Origin of the sequence: Bacillus sp. B1-WWTP-T-0.5-Post-4, from assembly GCF_009183795.1 — a bacterium.
Taxonomy (GTDB): Bacteria; Bacillota; Bacilli; order Bacillales; family Bacillaceae_G; genus Bacillus_A; species Bacillus_A cereus.
The window spans coordinates 459610-475276 of record NZ_WEIJ01000001.1 but is presented as its reverse complement, the minus strand read 5'-3'; the positions used below and the strand labels follow the sequence as shown (position 1 = coordinate 475276).

Genomic DNA, 15667 nt, shown 5'->3' with positions numbered 1-15667 from the left:
CGATTACAATTTCTTGTAATTTATTTTACAGAATTGTCTTTTGATTTGCAAATGCTCATTTTTCGATTTTTCGATTAATTTTGTTTATTCTATACAAAAATATATGTAGAAAAGCGAAAAATATGATGAGAAACGTTAATAATTATCGAAATAATAAGCGATATGACAATAAAAAACAATAAACTGAATTTATGGAATATTTTTAACAAGTGGTAGTTTACTCTTTTCTGATAGAGCGTTTTCAAGTACAATGGAAATGACTGAATCATCTAACTATTTAGGGATATAGAAGGGGGAGAAGAGATATGAAACGTAATCCGCTGATTCCGTTCGCTCTTATTGCAGCATTGGGTATTATCGTTATGTTTGTATTTTCATTTCAGGGGCTAAATAAATCTAAAGAGTTAGCTGATGCAAAAAATGGCGGGAAGCCAGCACAAACGGCATCAAAACCAGAAGATATTGTGAAGCAAAGTTGTACGAGCTGCCATGGTGATCAGTTACAAGGGGCAGTTGGACCTAACTTGCAAAAAATTGGTGGGAAACTTTCAAAGGATGAAATTAAAGAAATTCTTTCGAAAGGAAAAGGCAATATGCCTGCCAATATAGTTCCAGCTGATCAAGCCGCTAAAGTAGCTGATTGGTTATCGAAGAAAAAATAAAGTTCCGTATGACAAGCCTTTTGCTTATGCAAAGGGCTTGTTTTTCTATATTTTCTAAAATACGATGAATGATAGAGCAGTGAATTGTTGTTATGGGCTTGCAACAACTACTATAAATTCATTATCATGGAGACAGACTGACAAGAGAAGGAGTAATGGAAATACATGAATGAAGTAAAGCTTTCAAAACGATTAGAAGAAGTTGTACGTGAAATACCAGTAGGATCTACAGTCGCTGATATTGGATCGGATCATGCGTATTTACCGTGTTATACAATTATAAATAATATTGCTACAAAAGCAGTTGCAGGAGAGGTCGTAGATGGACCATTTCGCTCTGCGCAAGCAACTGTAGCTGAAAGTGGTTTACAAGATAAAGTAGATGTGCGTAAAGGGAATGGATTAGCTGTTATCGCACCAGGAGAAGTAGATGTAATTACGGTTGCCGGAATGGGCGGAGCGTTAATTCGTGACATTTTAGAAAGTGGTAAAGAAAAATTAGAAGGTGTAACACGTTTAATTTTACAGCCTAATATTGCAGCGCATCATATTCGTGAATGGTTTATTGAGAATGGTTGGGAGCTTATCCATGAAAAAATCGTAAAAGAAGATGGGAAAATTTACGAAATTTTAGTAGGGGAGCGAGGAAATGTTGCAGCGCCTTACTCTGAAAATAAACAAGCTGAATTGTTTATGGGACCATTTTTAATAACAGAAAAAAGTGAAGCCTTCGTTGAAAAATGGGAAGGAGAATTAAAAAACTTCCAAAATATTTTAAAACAGTTAGAACGTGCAGCTGATTCTGAAGAAACAAAAGCGAAGCGTGGGGAAGTAGAAGCGAAAATGAAAATGATAGGGGAGGTTTTATCATGAGTAAAATTCCAAATGGCCATGAAATTATTTCTTTATTTGAAAGTATGTATCCGAAGCATTTGGCGATGGAAGGAGATAAGATTGGCCTGCAGATTGGAGCGCTTAATAAACCCGTGCGGCACGTATTAATTGCATTAGATGTAACGGAGGAAGTTGTGGAGGAAGCGATTCAATTAGGAGCAAATGTCATTATTGCTCATCATCCTTTAATTTTTAACCCGTTAAAAGCGATTCATACAGATAAAGCGTACGGAAGAATTATTGAAACGTGTATTAAAAATGATATTGCAATCTATGCAGCGCATACAAATGTGGATGTTGCTAAGGGCGGGGTAAATGATTTACTTGCTGAGGCGTTAGGATTGCAAAATACAGAAGTTTTGGCACCGACATATGCAGAAGAAATGAAAAAAGTTGTTGTGTTTGTGCCAGTCACTCATGCAGAAGAAGTAAGGAAAGCATTAGGAGACGCAGGTGCTGGTCATATCGGCAATTATAGCCACTGTACGTTTAGTAGCGAGGGTACAGGCACATTTGTACCTCAAGAGGGGACAAATCCTTATATCGGGGAAACTGGACAGTTAGAACGTGTAGAAGAAGTGCGAATCGAAACGATTATTCCAACTTCATTACAGCGGAAAGTGATTAAAGCAATGGTAACGGCGCACCCTTATGAAGAAGTAGCATACGATGTGTATCCGCTTGATAATAAAGGTGAAACGTTAGGCCTAGGAAAAATAGGATACTTACAAGAAGAAATGACGCTTGGTCAATTTGCAGAACATGTGAAACAATCATTAGACGTGAAGGGCGCAAGAGTTGTCGGTAAGTTAGACGATAAAGTGCGTAAAGTAGCTGTACTTGGTGGAGATGGTAATAAATATATAAACCAAGCGAAATTTAAAGGAGCAGATGTATATGTAACTGGTGACATGTACTATCATGTTGCTCATGATGCGATGATGCTCGGTTTAAATATAGTTGACCCAGGACATAATGTTGAAAAAGTAATGAAACAAGGTGTACAAAAGCAATTACAAGAAAAAGTGGATGCAAAGAAACTCAATGTACACATTCATGCTTCGCAGTTACATACAGATCCATTTATATTTGTATAAGAAAAATAAAAACCGTTGCTCATGCAAGCAACGGTTTTTATTATTGTTCTTTTTTCACTTTCACGCGAGGTAATATTTTTTGTAACGGTACTTTTCGAACTCTTTCCCATGTAGCGGGATTCATTGGGTTATATTGCTCTAAGAAAGCGATAACTTCTTTCGTAATTGGCGTTGGAGTAGAAGCACCTGCTGTAACAGCTACGTTTTCTACACCTTGTAGCCACTCTAATTGAATTTCGCTTACATCAGCAACTCGATATGCTTTTGTACCCGCGATTTCTTGTGATACTTGTGCTAAGCGATTTGAATTGTTACTTTTCGGATCACCAACAACAATTGTTAAGTCTGCAACATCAGCTTGTTTAGCGACAGCTTCTTGGCGAACTTGAGTTGCTAAACAAATTTCTTTATGGAATTCTGCTGTTGGGAATTTTTTTTGAATGTCCTCCATTAAATGTTGAACATCCCATTGACTCATCGTTGTTTGATTTGTTACTAAAATTTTATCTGTTGGGATTTCTAATGTTTTTAAATCATCGGCTCTTTCGATAAGGTGAACGATGTCAGGTGCAATACCAACTGCGCCTTCTGGCTCTGGATGACTTTTTTTACCGATATAAATGACATGATACCCTTCCGCTTTCTTAGCTTCGATAAGGTCATGCGTCTTGGTAACATCTGGGCAAGTAGCATCGATTGTTGTTAAACCTTTTTCTTTTGCGCGTTGTTTAACTTCTGGAGAAACACCGTGTGCAGTGAAAATAACAGTACCAGAATCAATTTTATCTAAAATTTCTAAGCGACTTGGACCGTCTAATGTGATGATTCCATCTTCTTCAAAAGCGTCTGTAACATGTTTATTGTGAACAATCATACCTAAAATATAAATGGGTCTCGGCAATGATTTATCTAATGCGGCGTTACGTGCAATTACCATTGCATCGACAACACCGTAGCAATAACCACGAGGGGAAATTTTAACAATTTTCATATGAGTAATCCTCTCCTTCTAAACAAGGGATACTTTTGTGCATAGTCTTTTACATTATAAAGGAGGAGTGGATAGAAAACAAAGGATTGTTACACATATAGTTTTGGTTTTGTTGCTGTTTGTTGAACTGGTTCTTTCGGTAACTCTTTTTCTATTACAGGTTCAATCACTATTTTCTTTCGTTTTCGTTTCTTTTTTTGAGGTGCAGGAGGCGGACTTTCTACCTCAACTGGCTCTGTTACATTTTCCGTTTGATTTTCTTCCGTGCTTTTTCCAGAGGTGAGGATTTTAACAATGCTTGGTAGACTACGCATAATAGGACCATACTGTTCGACGACAGGACCTACAGATTGAACGACTTGGGATACTTTTTCGATGTTATTTATCATATTAGTTGGATTCGAAATTAAGTTCGAAAAAAAACTGCCGATGCCACTGCTTGCTGTTGCCGCAGTTGTAGTTGAGCCGCCGCGCGTTTCATTTGATTCATACATTTGAGGCGGTATCATTTGCTCAGGATGTTGCTGCATGTATGGTTGATATTGTGGATGTTGCTGCGGATATTGTTGCTGGTATTGCTGCGGATATTGCTGATGATATTGCGGCGGTGGTGGTTGCTGATGCATCATTGGTTGCCCTTCCATTTGTCGGTAAGGTGGAACCATTTGCATAAATGGCTCGGTTGGATCGTGTTTTTTAAAAAGCTTAGCAAGAAAACCTTTCTTTTTTTGTGCCATTGGTGGTAGTTGTGGAATTGGATATGGTGTATAAGGTTGCTGCCCTGGATTCGGATACATTTGCCTTGTAGGGGATTTCGGAAACATGTGAGAAATCCTCCTTTCTTCAGTTAGGTATATACACATACAATATGCAATAAAAGGGAAGAAGGTTAGTTTTTGAAGTGAAAACCTAAACTAAAGATGGATTTTACTTGTAGATTTCGATATAATGTAGACTTGACTGATTTGTGCGCGCAGTAGAAATTTTAGAAAGAAGGTGTAACTTATGACACAACAAACTTTTACACAGTATGATTTTAAACCATTTTTAATAGATGCAGTTCGTGAACTACGCTTTACAGAGCCGACAGGAATTCAGCAGAAAATTTTCCCAGTCGTGAAAAAAGGTGTAAGTGTAATTGGACAATCCCAAACAGGTTCTGGGAAAACACATGCATACTTACTTCCTACATTAAACAGAATTAATGCAAGTCGTGAAGAAGTACAACTTGTTATTACAGCGCCTACTCGTGAGTTAGCACAACAAATTTACGAAGAAATCGTGAAATTAACAAAGTTTTGTGCGGAAGACCAAATGATTACAGCACGTTGTTTAATTGGTGGAACTGATAAACAACGTTCAATTGAGAAATTGAAAAAACAACCTCATATCGTAGTTGGGACACCAGGACGTATTAAAGACTTAGTTGAAGAACAAGCGTTATTTGTTCATAAAGCAAATACGATTATTGTCGATGAAGCAGACTTAATGCTTGATATGGGATTCATTCATGATGTAGACAAAATTGCAGCACGCATGCCTAAAAACTTGCAAATGTTAGTTTTCTCTGCAACAATTCCTCAAAAACTAAAACCGTTTCTGAAGAAATATATGGAGAATCCAGAGCATATTCATATCAATCCAAAACAAGTTGCAGCTGGAAACATTGAACACTATTTAGTGCCTTCTAAACATCGTAATAAAATTGATTTAGTGCATAAAATGCTACTTCAATTTAAACCGTATTTAGCAGTTGTTTTCACGAATACGAAAAAGATGGCAGACCAAGTTGCTGATGGATTAATGGAACGTGGCTTAAAAGTTGGACGAATTCACGGGGATTTATCACCACGTGATCGTAAAAAAATGATGAAACAAATTCGTGACCTTGAATTCCAATATATTGTTGCGACTGATTTAGCAGCACGTGGTATTGATATTGAAGGGATTAGCCATGTTATTAACTATGAGCTACCATCAGATTTAGATTTCTTCGTTCACCGCGTTGGAAGAACAGCACGTGCAGGGCATTCTGGTATTGCAGTGACGATTTATGATCCAGCAAACGAAGAAGCGTTAGATAGCTTAGAAAAACAACGTCATATCGAGTTTAAACATGTAGATTTACGTGGAGATGAGTGGGCAGATTTAGGTGAGCGTCGTCGTCGTAAGAGCCGTAAAAAACCAAATGACGAACTTGATGTTATGGCAACGAAAGTTATTAAAAAACCGAAAAAAGTAAAACCAAACTATAAACGTAAACTTGCAACAGAACGTGACAAAGTGAAGAGAAAATATAGCAATAAAAAAAGATAAGGGGTTTCCCTTATCTTTTTTTAATCCCGCTAATTTAAATGAAGAGTATAGTCTGTCTAAATAGTCATATGAATTTGTGTAGTGCGTCTTTTGTGAACAAACAATTCACTACATATTTCTACAAATTATGCTATCATTATATCTATTGTATATTGAAGAGGTGATTGTATGTTAAAGATTGGATCTCATGTTTCCATGAGTGGTAAGAAAATGTTATTAGCAGCAAGTGAAGAGGCTGTTTCATACGGTGCAACAACGTTTATGATTTATACAGGTGCACCGCAAAATACACGAAGAAAACCAATTGAAGAATTGAACATAGAAGCAGGAAGAAAACATATGGAGCTGAACGGAATTGAGGAAATTATCGTCCATGCGCCGTATATTATTAATGTTGGGAATACGACGAAGCCAGAAACATTCCAATTAGGCGTAGACTTTCTTCGCATGGAAATTGAAAGAACATCGGCATTAGGTGTAGCGAAACAAATTGTTCTTCACCCAGGAGCGCACGTTGGTGCTGGAGCAGATGCTGGTATTCAACAAATTATTAAAGGGCTTAATGAAGTATTAACGCCAGAACAGACGGTTAACATTGCGTTAGAGACGATGGCAGGAAAAGGAACAGAATGCGGTCGTAGCTTTGAAGAAATTGCAAAAATTATTGATGGTGTAAAATATAATGAAAAGCTATCTGTATGCTTTGATACGTGTCATACGCACGATGCAGGATATGATATTGTAAATGACTTCGACGGCGTATTAAACGAATTTGATAAGATCGTTGGTATAGATCGTTTACAAGTACTTCATATTAATGATAGTAAAAATGTACGCGGAGCAGGAAAAGACCGTCATGAAAACATTGGATTTGGTCACATTGGGTATAAAGCATTGCATCACATTGTACATCATCCACAGTTAATGCATGTACCAAAAATTCTTGAAACACCGTATGTAGGGGAAGATAAAAAAGATAAGAAGCCACCATACAAATTGGAAATCGAAATGCTGAAAAACGGCACTTTTGATGAAGGGCTTCTTGAAAAAATTAAAGCGCAATAAGGAGGGGGAAATCCCCTCCTTATTTTAGTAGTTGCTGAAATAATGTATTTACTTGTTGGGCAGTGGCAGGGGAAGTTACTTTTGCGATTTGTTTTAAAAGCTCTAGTCGCTCGTTGTTATCGTAAATATTAATATTTTTACCCTTCATAAGTAAAACGATTTGATCAGCTTGTGCGGCTGTAATGGGAACTTCATATTCTTTGCTATATTTTAATAGCTCTTTTGTAGAAATATGATTTAATTTTTTATTAACAATTTGTTTAATGAGGTTCATCTTATTATCCTCCTTCACGCGTTCTTCTATCGAAATATATGAGCATATAGCTTGTACATATTCGTGTGGAGTTTCTTTTTCATGAGGAAAAGAAGCGTATGTTATAATATAAGGACAAAACTACAGAAAAAGAGTAAAGGGAGGACTTATGGAGCAAAAGCAACATCGAAAAGAAAGTGTTATTCATCTCATTTATCGTTTAGTTATGATTATTTTTGGAGCAGCATGCGCGGCGGTAGCAATTGAACTATTTTTAATGCCAAATAAAATTATTGATGGTGGAATTATTGGTATTTCTCTTATATTAGATTATCTTACTCCTAACATTTGGTGGTTAAGTTTTTCTACTTTAGTCGTTGTTCTCAATATCCCATTTATGTATTCCGGTTATAAGCAAATTGGAAAAACATTTATGTTATCTTCGACATTTGGTATTGTAGCGTTAGCTTTCATTGAGTCAACGTTACATGCGGTACCGCCATTTACAACAGAACCTATTTTAGCGACAGTGTTTGGTGGTCTTATTTTAGGTCTTGGTGTAGGACTTGTAATTCGTCATGGTGGATCGCTAGATGGAACTGAAATTATGGGGATTTTATTAACGAAGAAATTACCATTCTCTGTTGGTGAATTCGTAATGTTTGTGAACTTATTTATTTTTGCATGGGCAGCATTTGTGTTTGGTGTGGAACAAGCGATGTATTCTGTTATGACGTACTATATCGCATTTAAAACGATCGATACAGTAATTCAAGGGCTAGATGAAACGAAGGCGGTTTTAATTGTATCTGATCAATATGAGGAAGTATCAAACGCGATTTTGCATCGTCTTGGCCGTGGAACTACAAAGCTTGTAGCGAAAGGTGGTTACACGGATAAAGAAAAAGAAGTTATTTATGCAGTTGTAACGCGTCTAGAAGTGACGAAGTTAAAATCAATTGTGCATGAAATTGATGAAAATGCATTTGTTACGATTATGAGCACGCAAGAGACAAATGGTGGTAAGTTTAAATCGGCTATTCACTAAAAAGTTTATAGGAATATTTTTCGGAAGCAGAGAATTTTTCTCTGCTTTTTGTTATAATAGTAAGGTTTCTTGAAAAAATAGATATATTTTAGGCAGATTGGTTTACAACTATAATAAGCTGTACTATAATTCAAATAGATATAAATCGGAATCATTCTGAATTAAAATAGGTGAGATGCTATGAATAATATATTAGAAATTGAAGGTTTAACATTCCGATATGAAGATCGGAATGTGTTAGAAAATATTAATTTGCAAGTTCCGAAGGGAGCTTTTTTAGGTTTAGTGGGACCGAATGGTTCAGGTAAATCAACTTTACTTAAGTGTTTATTAGGTGTTTTAAAGCCAAAAGAAGGAAGCATTCGCGTGTTTGGCGTTGATAGTAAGAAGTTTAAGGAATGGAACAAAGTTGGTTATGTATCCCAAAAGGCAAATAGTTTCAATTCTGGTTTTCCAGCAACTGTTTCTGAAGTTGTGTCAATGGGACTTGTTTCGAAAAAAGGGCTTTTTCGCTTTTTCACAAAAGAGGATAAGAAAAAGGTAGAAAAAGCAATTGCTGATGTAGGGATGAGTGAGTTTCAAGATCGTAACATTGGAGAGCTTTCTGGTGGACAGCAACAGCGTGTATTTATTGCTCGTGCGCTCGTTAGTGATCCTGAATTGCTTATTTTGGACGAGCCTACTGTTGGAATTGATGTAAAAAATGTGGAAAGTTTTTACGAAATATTAGAGGATTTAAACAAAAGGCTCGGGATCACATTAATTCTTGTTACTCATGATATGGGAGCTGTTACCGAAAAAGTAACACATGTTGCATGCCTAAACCAACATCTACATTTCCATGGAAATGTAGAGAAGTTCCGAGAGTTAGAAGATGCAGAAATGTCCGTCTTATATGGACATCATGTTCATCGTTTAGAACACGAACATGAGCATCACGGGAGGATATAATGATACAAGATTTTTTACAATATGACTTTTTACGTAATTCTTTATACGCTGGTATTTTAATTGGACTTGTTGCACCGCTAATTGGTGTGTTTGTTGTTATTCGTCGTTTATCTCTTATTGCGGATGCATTAAGTCACGTGACGTTATCGGGTATTGCAGCAAGTTTATTACTTGAAAAAACCATTTTTACAGGTGGATTTTTAAACCCCTTATATATGGGGATGATTTTCTCGATTGGTGGAGCGCTACTAATCGAAAAGTTACGAACTGTATATAAGCACTATCAAGAATTAGCAATTCCAATTATCCTTTCGGCAGGGATGGGGGTTGGAGTTATTTTCATTTCACTTGCAAATGGATTTAACACAGACTTATTTAGTTATTTATTTGGTAGTGTCAGTGCTGTAACAAGTACAGATTTAATTATTATTGGGATTGTAGCAATTGTTGTTGTTGCGACAATTATTTTATTATATAAAGAGCTGTTTCTATTATCATTTGATGAGGAATACGCAGTATCAACTGGTTTAAGAGCGAAATGGATTCACTTTATTTTCATTATATTAGTTGCTCTTGTCATTGCAGTATCAATGCGTGTAGTGGGGGTTCTTCTTGTATCATCATTAATGACGTTACCAGTTGCAGCAAGTATTCGTATTGCTAAAGGATTTAAACAAACAATTTTCTTTTCCATTTTATTTGGTGAAATTGCAGTAATTGGTGGAATGTTTGCTTCGTATCAACTTGATCTAGCGCCAGGTGGTACAATTGTTATGATAGCAGTTCTTATTTTAATCGGTGCGATTTTATGGAAGAAGAAAAAAACTGCATAAAGTAGGGATAGGTATGAATCTAACAGAAGCTTTACGCCTAATGAAAGAAAAAGGATATAAACATACTGGAAAAAGAGAAGAGATGCTCAGATTATTTGCAGCACATAATCGTTATTTAACTGCGAAAGACGTTTTAGAGCATATGAAGGACGATTATCCAGGGCTTAGTTTTGATACGATTTATCGTAACTTAACAGTTTTTGCTGAGATTGGTGTTTTAGAACAAACGGAATTAAATGGTGAAAAACATTTTCGTTTTACTTGTTCTATTATGGAACATCATCATCATTTTATTTGTTTGGATTGTGGGGGAACGAAAGAGATTACTTCCTGCCCAATGGATTTTATGAATAAAGATTTTACCGGTTATGAAGTAACGGGTCATAAGTTTGAAATATATGGTCGTTGTCCAAAATGTGCAAAGTAAAAGCTCGTCGGTTATATAACTGACGAGCTTTTTTACGTAGAAAAGAAGGTTGCTCACAAATATTGTGGCAACCTTCTTTTTATTGTTCTTGTGTCTCTTTTTCTTTTTCTCGTTCAGCAGCCATTTCAGCAGCAATTACGTCGATTTCTTTTTTCAGTTCTTCTACCATTGTTTCTTCTGGCACTTTACGAACGACTTGCCCTTTACGGAATAATAATCCCTCTCCACGTGCACCGGCAATACCGATATCAGCTTCACGAGCTTCACCAGGGCCATTTACAGCGCAACCAAGTACTGCAACTTTAATTGGTACTTGAAGTGTAGAGATGTATTCTTCCACTTCGTTAGCAATGCTAATTAAATCGATTTCAATACGACCACAAGTTGGACAAGAGATAAGTGTTGCTGCATTAGACGCAAGACCGAATGATTTTAATAATTCGCGAGCAACTTTTACTTCTTCAACTGGATCAGCACTTAATGAAATACGTAGTGTATTTCCGATGCCTTTATTTAAGATTGCTCCAAGACCAGCAGCACTTTTTACAGTTCCGGCAAACAATGTTCCAGATTCTGTAATACCTAAATGTAATGGATAATCAAAAGCACGAGCAGCTTTCTCGTATGCTTCGATTGCTAAGTTAACATCAGAGGCTTTCATAGATACGATAATATCGTGGAAATCTAAGTCCTCTAAAATTTTAATATGATGTAGCGCGCTCTCAACCATACCATCTGCAGTTGGGTACCCGTACTTTTCTAAAATGTGTCGCTCTAATGAACCAGCGTTTACACCGATACGGATTGGAATACCGCGCTCTTTTGCTGCATTTACAACAGCTTCTACTTTATGGCGACGACCAATATTACCTGGATTGATACGTACTTTATCGATGCCACCTTCAATTGCTTTTAAAGCAAGGCGATAATCAAAATGAATATCAGCAACAAGTGGAATGTTGATTTGTTTTTTTATATCAGCAATAGCATCTGCTGCGCGTTCATCTGGAACGGCAACGCGGACGACTTGACAGCCGGCTTCTTCTAAACGCTTGATTTCAGCAACTGTTGCTTCAACATCATGTGTTTTTGTTGTTGTCATACTTTGTATAATTAATTCATTATTACCGCCGATTGTTAAATTACCGACTTTAACTGGACGTGTTTTTGTACGATGAGTCATTTCATTCACGAATAGATCGCTCTCCTTATAAAAGAAGTTTCTTATTTAGTCCCTCATATCAATGATAGTATACGTGATATAGGGCTATAGAAACCGAAGTACTCGGTTTCACTTTTACTATTGTATCAGCGCCTTTATGTAATTGACAAGGATTAAGTGATAGCTTATTGATATAAAGGGAATTTATAAGACTTTCCAATTTGTATTTTTGTAGCAGAGGTACTTTTGTTTAATTGTTTAAAGTCGTCAATGACTTTTTCTATGGAAGGAATTTTTTTCTTGTTAATTTGTTCTGTAATAGAAAGAACTGTCTCACCAGTTTTTACTTCAATTGTTTTATAAGATACATCCGTTTCTTTTTCTGTTTTGTTCGCTTTATTTTGTTGACTGTCTGTGTTTTCTTTTTTAATTGTTTGAGCAGCAGTTGTTTTTTTATATGAACTTAACATCGGTAACGTACCGATTTTTATATCGTAATAAAATATATAACCGAGAACAAGCACGAATAGGAATATACCTAATCTCTTCATATTCTTCACTCCTTTGCTAGGAATATATGCTTGTCCAAAAAAAAAATGCCTATTTAGGCATTTTTTTTCTTTCTTATTTTTCTTTCGGTTTTGGAACTTCTTTAATTGTTAAGTACAGAACAATTAAAACAACTGCGATATAGATGAATGTTGATCCAGGTACGACAATCTTGCATGCATCCATAATCATAAAGAAGATTGTTGGAATTGTGTAGCTGTATGCAGTTAGTGTCCAAACTTGTTTATAGGATAGTTTACGTTGACCGCTCATAGCAGAACCGATGAACGCAAGTAAAGTCACGCCTACAAAAGTTATGAATAATTGGAATAGGTACACTAAGAATCCAATAACAAATAATAAAATTGGATAAATATTATCGAATAAAGAAATGAATTCTTGTAGATCTTTTTTCTCAAGAGATGCACCTAACAAATCGTTATAAGAATACGTTTGTGTTTGACCATTTCCCATAGAGACTACTTTATCTTTTAAAACAAATAAACCTGTTTTATTTTGATATTTTTCTAGGTCTGTTGAATTTGGATCAAATACGAAAAGTGTATTTCCTTCTTCTTTTTCAATAGGTTGATCAATATCAGCTTTTAGTTCGCCATTTTCGATTTTAAAATCAGGTAAATCTTTATCGATGACTTGATTTACCATGCCAACACCATCCTGGATAAAACTACCGTACAAAAAAGTTCTTGGAATAGTAGTAATTAAGCAAAGTAGCATAATATACAAAATGGTTTTACCGATTTTTTGAAAACGGAATAGCGCCATATCTTTAGGCGAGTATATGCTTTTTACGAATTGGGTAAATATGGACATAGATTCACTTCCTTTATGTATGTATAAAATCATTGTAACGTAGGAATCTAGAGAATCTCAAGATATATTATATTTACATATAGTGGAGATAACTAAATTTCTTTTATTAACTTTCTTCTTTTAAATAAGAAAAATACAATTGACACTTTTCTTTTCTATATGGTAAATTTATCTTACATTTCTTAAAGAGCATATCCGATAGGAATTCCTTTATTTGATATGTTGTTACATACATAATTGTGGACCCTTAGCTCAGCTGGTTAGAGCAGACGGCTCATAACCGTCCGGTCGTAGGTTCGAGTCCTACAGGGTCCATATCCATTTCGCATGTTTATTATGTTAGCAGGAAGCTTCCTTGTAGAAGGAAGCTTTTTTTACGGAATATATGAGCATTTTAATTGAAAAGAAGTGGGAATTTTGCTACTTTAATGATAGCAAGACAATGTGATTTATTTGTTTGCACCCTATGGCAATTAGGGTAGAATGAAGTTGTATGTCACTTAAGTGGCAATACATAAACTGGGAGGAATATAACAATGGCAAAACACGAATTACCAAATTTACCTTATGCGTATGATGCTTTAGAGCCTCACTTTGACAAAGAAACAATGAACATCCATCATACAAAACATCACAACACGTACATTACAAACTTAAACGCTGCTTTAGAAGGTCATGCAGAATTAGCTGACAAAAGCGTAGAAGAATTAGTTGCAAACTTAAACGAAGTACCAGAAGCAATCCGTACAGCAGTACGTAACAATGGTGGCGGACATGCTAACCATACATTCTTCTGGACAATCCTATCTCCAAACGGCGGAGGACAACCTGTAGGTGAACTTGCAACTGCAATTGAAGCAAAATTCGGTAGCTTCGATGCATTCAAAGAAGAATTCGCAAAAGCTGGCGCAACTCGCTTCGGTTCTGGTTGGGCTTGGTTAGTAGTAAACAATGGTGAGTTAGAAGTAACAAGCACTCCAAACCAAGATTCTCCTTTAACTGAAGGTAAAACTCCAGTTATCGGTTTAGATGTTTGGGAGCATGCTTACTACTTAAACTACCAAAACCGTCGTCCAGACTACATCGGCGCATTCTGGAACGTTGTAGATTGGAACGCTGCTGAAAAACGTTACCAAGAAGCAAAATAATCGTAATAAATATAGAAAAAGCTAGGGGAGAGCTCCTAGCTTTTTTCTATGCTTTCCTTTTACATAATTGGGCTTGTCTTTGGAAGACTAGAACATGAAGTAAAGGAGAGTTGTGTATGAAATGGAAACATATAATTGGTGACGTTGAAGTGAATCGGGATTTAGTGTTATTACTCCTTATAGGAGGTTTATACACGCTCGCAATTTCTTTATCGAATACGTTTGTAAATATTTATTTATGGAAACAAACACAAAATTATGTGAATCTTGGCTTGTATAATTTAGCCAGCGTGGTATTACAGCCTCTCACATTTCTTGTAGGGGGAAAATTAGCGAAACGTATCGATCGCTCGATTTTATTACGAATAGGAGTAGGGACGCTCGCAATTTTTTTTATTGTTGTCTTAGTAGCAGGGAAAAGTGCTTCTCAGTATATTTTATTAATGGGGGCTCTTTTAGGAGTAGGATACGGTTTTTACTGGTTGGCTTTTAACTTATTGACATTTGAAATTACAGAACCAGAAACAAGAGATTTCTTTAATGGGTTTCTTGGACTTCTTACATCCTTCTCTGGAATGATTGGACCAATAGCAGCAGGATACACAATTTCACGTATGGAGAAATGGAGTGGCTATACTGTTATATTCTTTCTTTCATTAGTTCTATTTGCAATTGCTGTCGTCTTAAGCTTCTTTTTATCTAAAAGAGAATGTGAAGGGCGTTATGAAATCGTGCAAGTATTGAAAGAACGACGGATTGATAAAAATTGGGGAAAGATTACACGAGCTCATTTTTTCCAAGGATTGAGAGAAGGAACGTTTATTTTTGTCATTTCAGTATATGTTTATTTAGCAACTAATAGTGAGTTTGCATTAGGGAAATACAGTTTAGTGAACTCTGCTGTATCCTTTGTATGTTATTACTTAGTTGCTCGTATGTTAAAGAAGGAGTGGCGAAAAAAAGCAATTTTACTTGGAGGCATTATTTTATATGCTGTCGTCTTTTTAGTTATTTTCAATGTTACATACACGAAATTACTTATTTATGCGGCATGTATTGCAATTGCATATCCTATTTTACTTGTTCCGTACGGATCAATGACATATGACGTAATTGGTAGAGCGAAAAATGCGAGAGAATGGCGTGTGGAATATGTCGTTGTTCGGGAGCTGTGGTTAAACGCCGGAAGAATCTGTTCCATTTTAAGTTTTTTATGTGCTGTACTATTCTTTCCACCTGAAAAAAGTTTACCTTACTTATTATGTATTTTAGGTGCTGGACATTTTCTTATTTATTTTGCAGTTAAAAATGTCAAATATGATGAGGGAAATGCGAGTAAAGCAAGTGTTGTAACGCAAGGGAACGCGCAAAACCAAACTGAACCAGAAGGTTAACTTCTCGTTTGTTTTATGCTAGAATAGAAAAAGATGTAAGACA

The 15667-nt window shown here is 36.0% G+C and carries 17 protein-coding genes and 1 tRNA gene; 12 read left to right on the top strand and 6 right to left on the bottom strand.

Translation table 11 applies throughout. From position 1 onward, the window contains the following. Positions 1-305: 305 nt before the first annotated feature. From cccA to GBN91_RS02625, 3 genes are all read left to right on the top strand, one after another. Positions 306-662, top strand: coding sequence for a cytochrome c550 (gene cccA, locus GBN91_RS02635; RefSeq protein ID WP_000828141.1), 357 nt, complete (start codon positions 306-308; stop codon positions 660-662). Positions 663-827: 165 nt separating this feature from the next. Further along, complete coding sequence (locus GBN91_RS02630; protein WP_001006542.1) at positions 828-1535, top strand: tRNA (adenine(22)-N(1))-methyltransferase; 708 nt, start codon at positions 828-830, stop codon at positions 1533-1535. Further along, complete coding sequence (locus GBN91_RS02625) at positions 1532-2653, top strand: Nif3-like dinuclear metal center hexameric protein (RefSeq protein WP_152121236.1); 1122 nt, start codon at positions 1532-1534, stop codon at positions 2651-2653. The genes GBN91_RS02630 and GBN91_RS02625 overlap by 4 nt, the downstream gene beginning before the upstream one ends. 40 nt (positions 2654-2693) lie before the next feature. Here the strand turns inward: GBN91_RS02625 and GBN91_RS02620 are convergent, their stop codons facing one another. Both GBN91_RS02620 and vrrA read right to left on the bottom strand, forming a co-directional pair. Continuing rightward, positions 2694-3644: a 4-hydroxy-3-methylbut-2-enyl diphosphate reductase gene (locus GBN91_RS02620; RefSeq protein ID WP_152121235.1), complete on the bottom strand. Its 951-nt coding sequence runs from the start codon at positions 3642-3644 to the stop codon at positions 2694-2696. Between the two features lie 89 nt (positions 3645-3733). Then, positions 3734-4468, bottom strand: a complete 735-nt coding sequence (vrrA, locus tag GBN91_RS02615) for a VrrA/YqfQ family protein (RefSeq protein WP_000484166.1) — start codon at positions 4466-4468, stop codon at positions 3734-3736. A gap of 181 nt (positions 4469-4649) precedes the next feature. Here vrrA and GBN91_RS02610 point away from each other — a divergent pair, with 181 nt between their 5' ends. Then, positions 4650-5960, top strand: coding sequence for a DEAD/DEAH box helicase (locus GBN91_RS02610; protein WP_000194017.1), 1311 nt, complete (start codon positions 4650-4652; stop codon positions 5958-5960). A 168-nt stretch (positions 5961-6128) separates the two neighbouring features. Beyond that, a complete protein-coding gene (locus GBN91_RS02605) occupies positions 6129-7025 on the top strand; it encodes a deoxyribonuclease IV (protein WP_000912460.1) in 897 nt (298 codons plus the stop codon). A gap of 19 nt (positions 7026-7044) precedes the next feature. Here the strand turns inward: GBN91_RS02605 and GBN91_RS02600 are convergent, their stop codons facing one another. Continuing rightward, positions 7045-7299 carry a DUF2624 domain-containing protein gene (locus GBN91_RS02600; protein ID WP_001048954.1) on the bottom strand — a complete coding sequence of 85 codons (255 nt, stop codon included), beginning with the start codon at positions 7297-7299 and terminating at the stop codon, positions 7045-7047. 148 nt (positions 7300-7447) lie between these two features. On the opposite strand from GBN91_RS02600, the gene GBN91_RS02595 reads away from it, so the two are divergent. The 4 genes from GBN91_RS02595 (at position 7448) to GBN91_RS02580 (ending at position 10537) form a co-directional block, all read left to right on the top strand. After that, positions 7448-8326, top strand: a complete 879-nt coding sequence (locus GBN91_RS02595; protein ID WP_000435963.1) for a YitT family protein — start codon at positions 7448-7450, stop codon at positions 8324-8326. A 180-nt stretch (positions 8327-8506) separates the two neighbouring features. After that, on the top strand, positions 8507-9277 hold the full coding sequence (locus tag GBN91_RS02590) for a metal ABC transporter ATP-binding protein (protein WP_001059661.1): 771 nt from the start codon (positions 8507-8509) through the stop codon (positions 9275-9277). After that, positions 9277-10110, top strand: coding sequence for a metal ABC transporter permease (locus GBN91_RS02585; protein WP_000613815.1), 834 nt, complete (start codon positions 9277-9279; stop codon positions 10108-10110). Before GBN91_RS02590 ends, GBN91_RS02585 begins: the two co-directional genes overlap by 1 nt. A gap of 13 nt (positions 10111-10123) precedes the next feature. Continuing rightward, positions 10124-10537, top strand: coding sequence for a Fur family transcriptional regulator (locus GBN91_RS02580; protein ID WP_001054516.1), 414 nt, complete (start codon positions 10124-10126; stop codon positions 10535-10537). A 79-nt stretch (positions 10538-10616) separates the two neighbouring features. On the opposite strand, the gene ispG is transcribed toward GBN91_RS02580, so the two are convergent. The 3 genes from ispG to yqgB form a co-directional block, all read right to left on the bottom strand. Beyond that, on the bottom strand, positions 10617-11720 hold the full coding sequence (ispG, locus tag GBN91_RS02575; protein ID WP_153577907.1) for a flavodoxin-dependent (E)-4-hydroxy-3-methylbut-2-enyl-diphosphate synthase: 1104 nt from the start codon (positions 11718-11720) through the stop codon (positions 10617-10619). A gap of 164 nt (positions 11721-11884) precedes the next feature. Continuing rightward, on the bottom strand, positions 11885-12250 hold the full coding sequence (gene yqfZ / locus GBN91_RS02570; protein ID WP_000825414.1) for a protein YqfZ: 366 nt from the start codon (positions 12248-12250) through the stop codon (positions 11885-11887). A gap of 73 nt (positions 12251-12323) precedes the next feature. Beyond that, positions 12324-13082, bottom strand: coding sequence for a protein YqgB (gene yqgB / locus GBN91_RS02565; protein ID WP_000021897.1), 759 nt, complete (start codon positions 13080-13082; stop codon positions 12324-12326). 241 nt (positions 13083-13323) lie between these two features. Here yqgB and GBN91_RS02560 point away from each other — a divergent pair. The 3 genes from GBN91_RS02560 to GBN91_RS02550 all read left to right on the top strand — a co-directional run bounded on the left by GBN91_RS02560 (position 13324) and on the right by GBN91_RS02550 (position 15624). Continuing rightward, positions 13324-13397, top strand: a tRNA-Ile gene (locus GBN91_RS02560). A 221-nt stretch (positions 13398-13618) separates the two neighbouring features. Further along, the gene (gene sodA, locus GBN91_RS02555) at positions 13619-14230 is read left to right on the top strand and encodes a superoxide dismutase [Mn] (RefSeq protein ID WP_001052031.1); all 612 of its coding nucleotides are present in this window, start codon (positions 13619-13621) and stop codon (positions 14228-14230) included. Positions 14231-14346: 116 nt separating this feature from the next. Then, positions 14347-15624 (top strand): MFS transporter, encoded by a 1278-nt coding sequence (locus tag GBN91_RS02550; RefSeq protein ID WP_000871384.1) that lies wholly within the window; start codon positions 14347-14349, stop codon positions 15622-15624. Positions 15625-15667 lie beyond the last annotated feature (43 nt).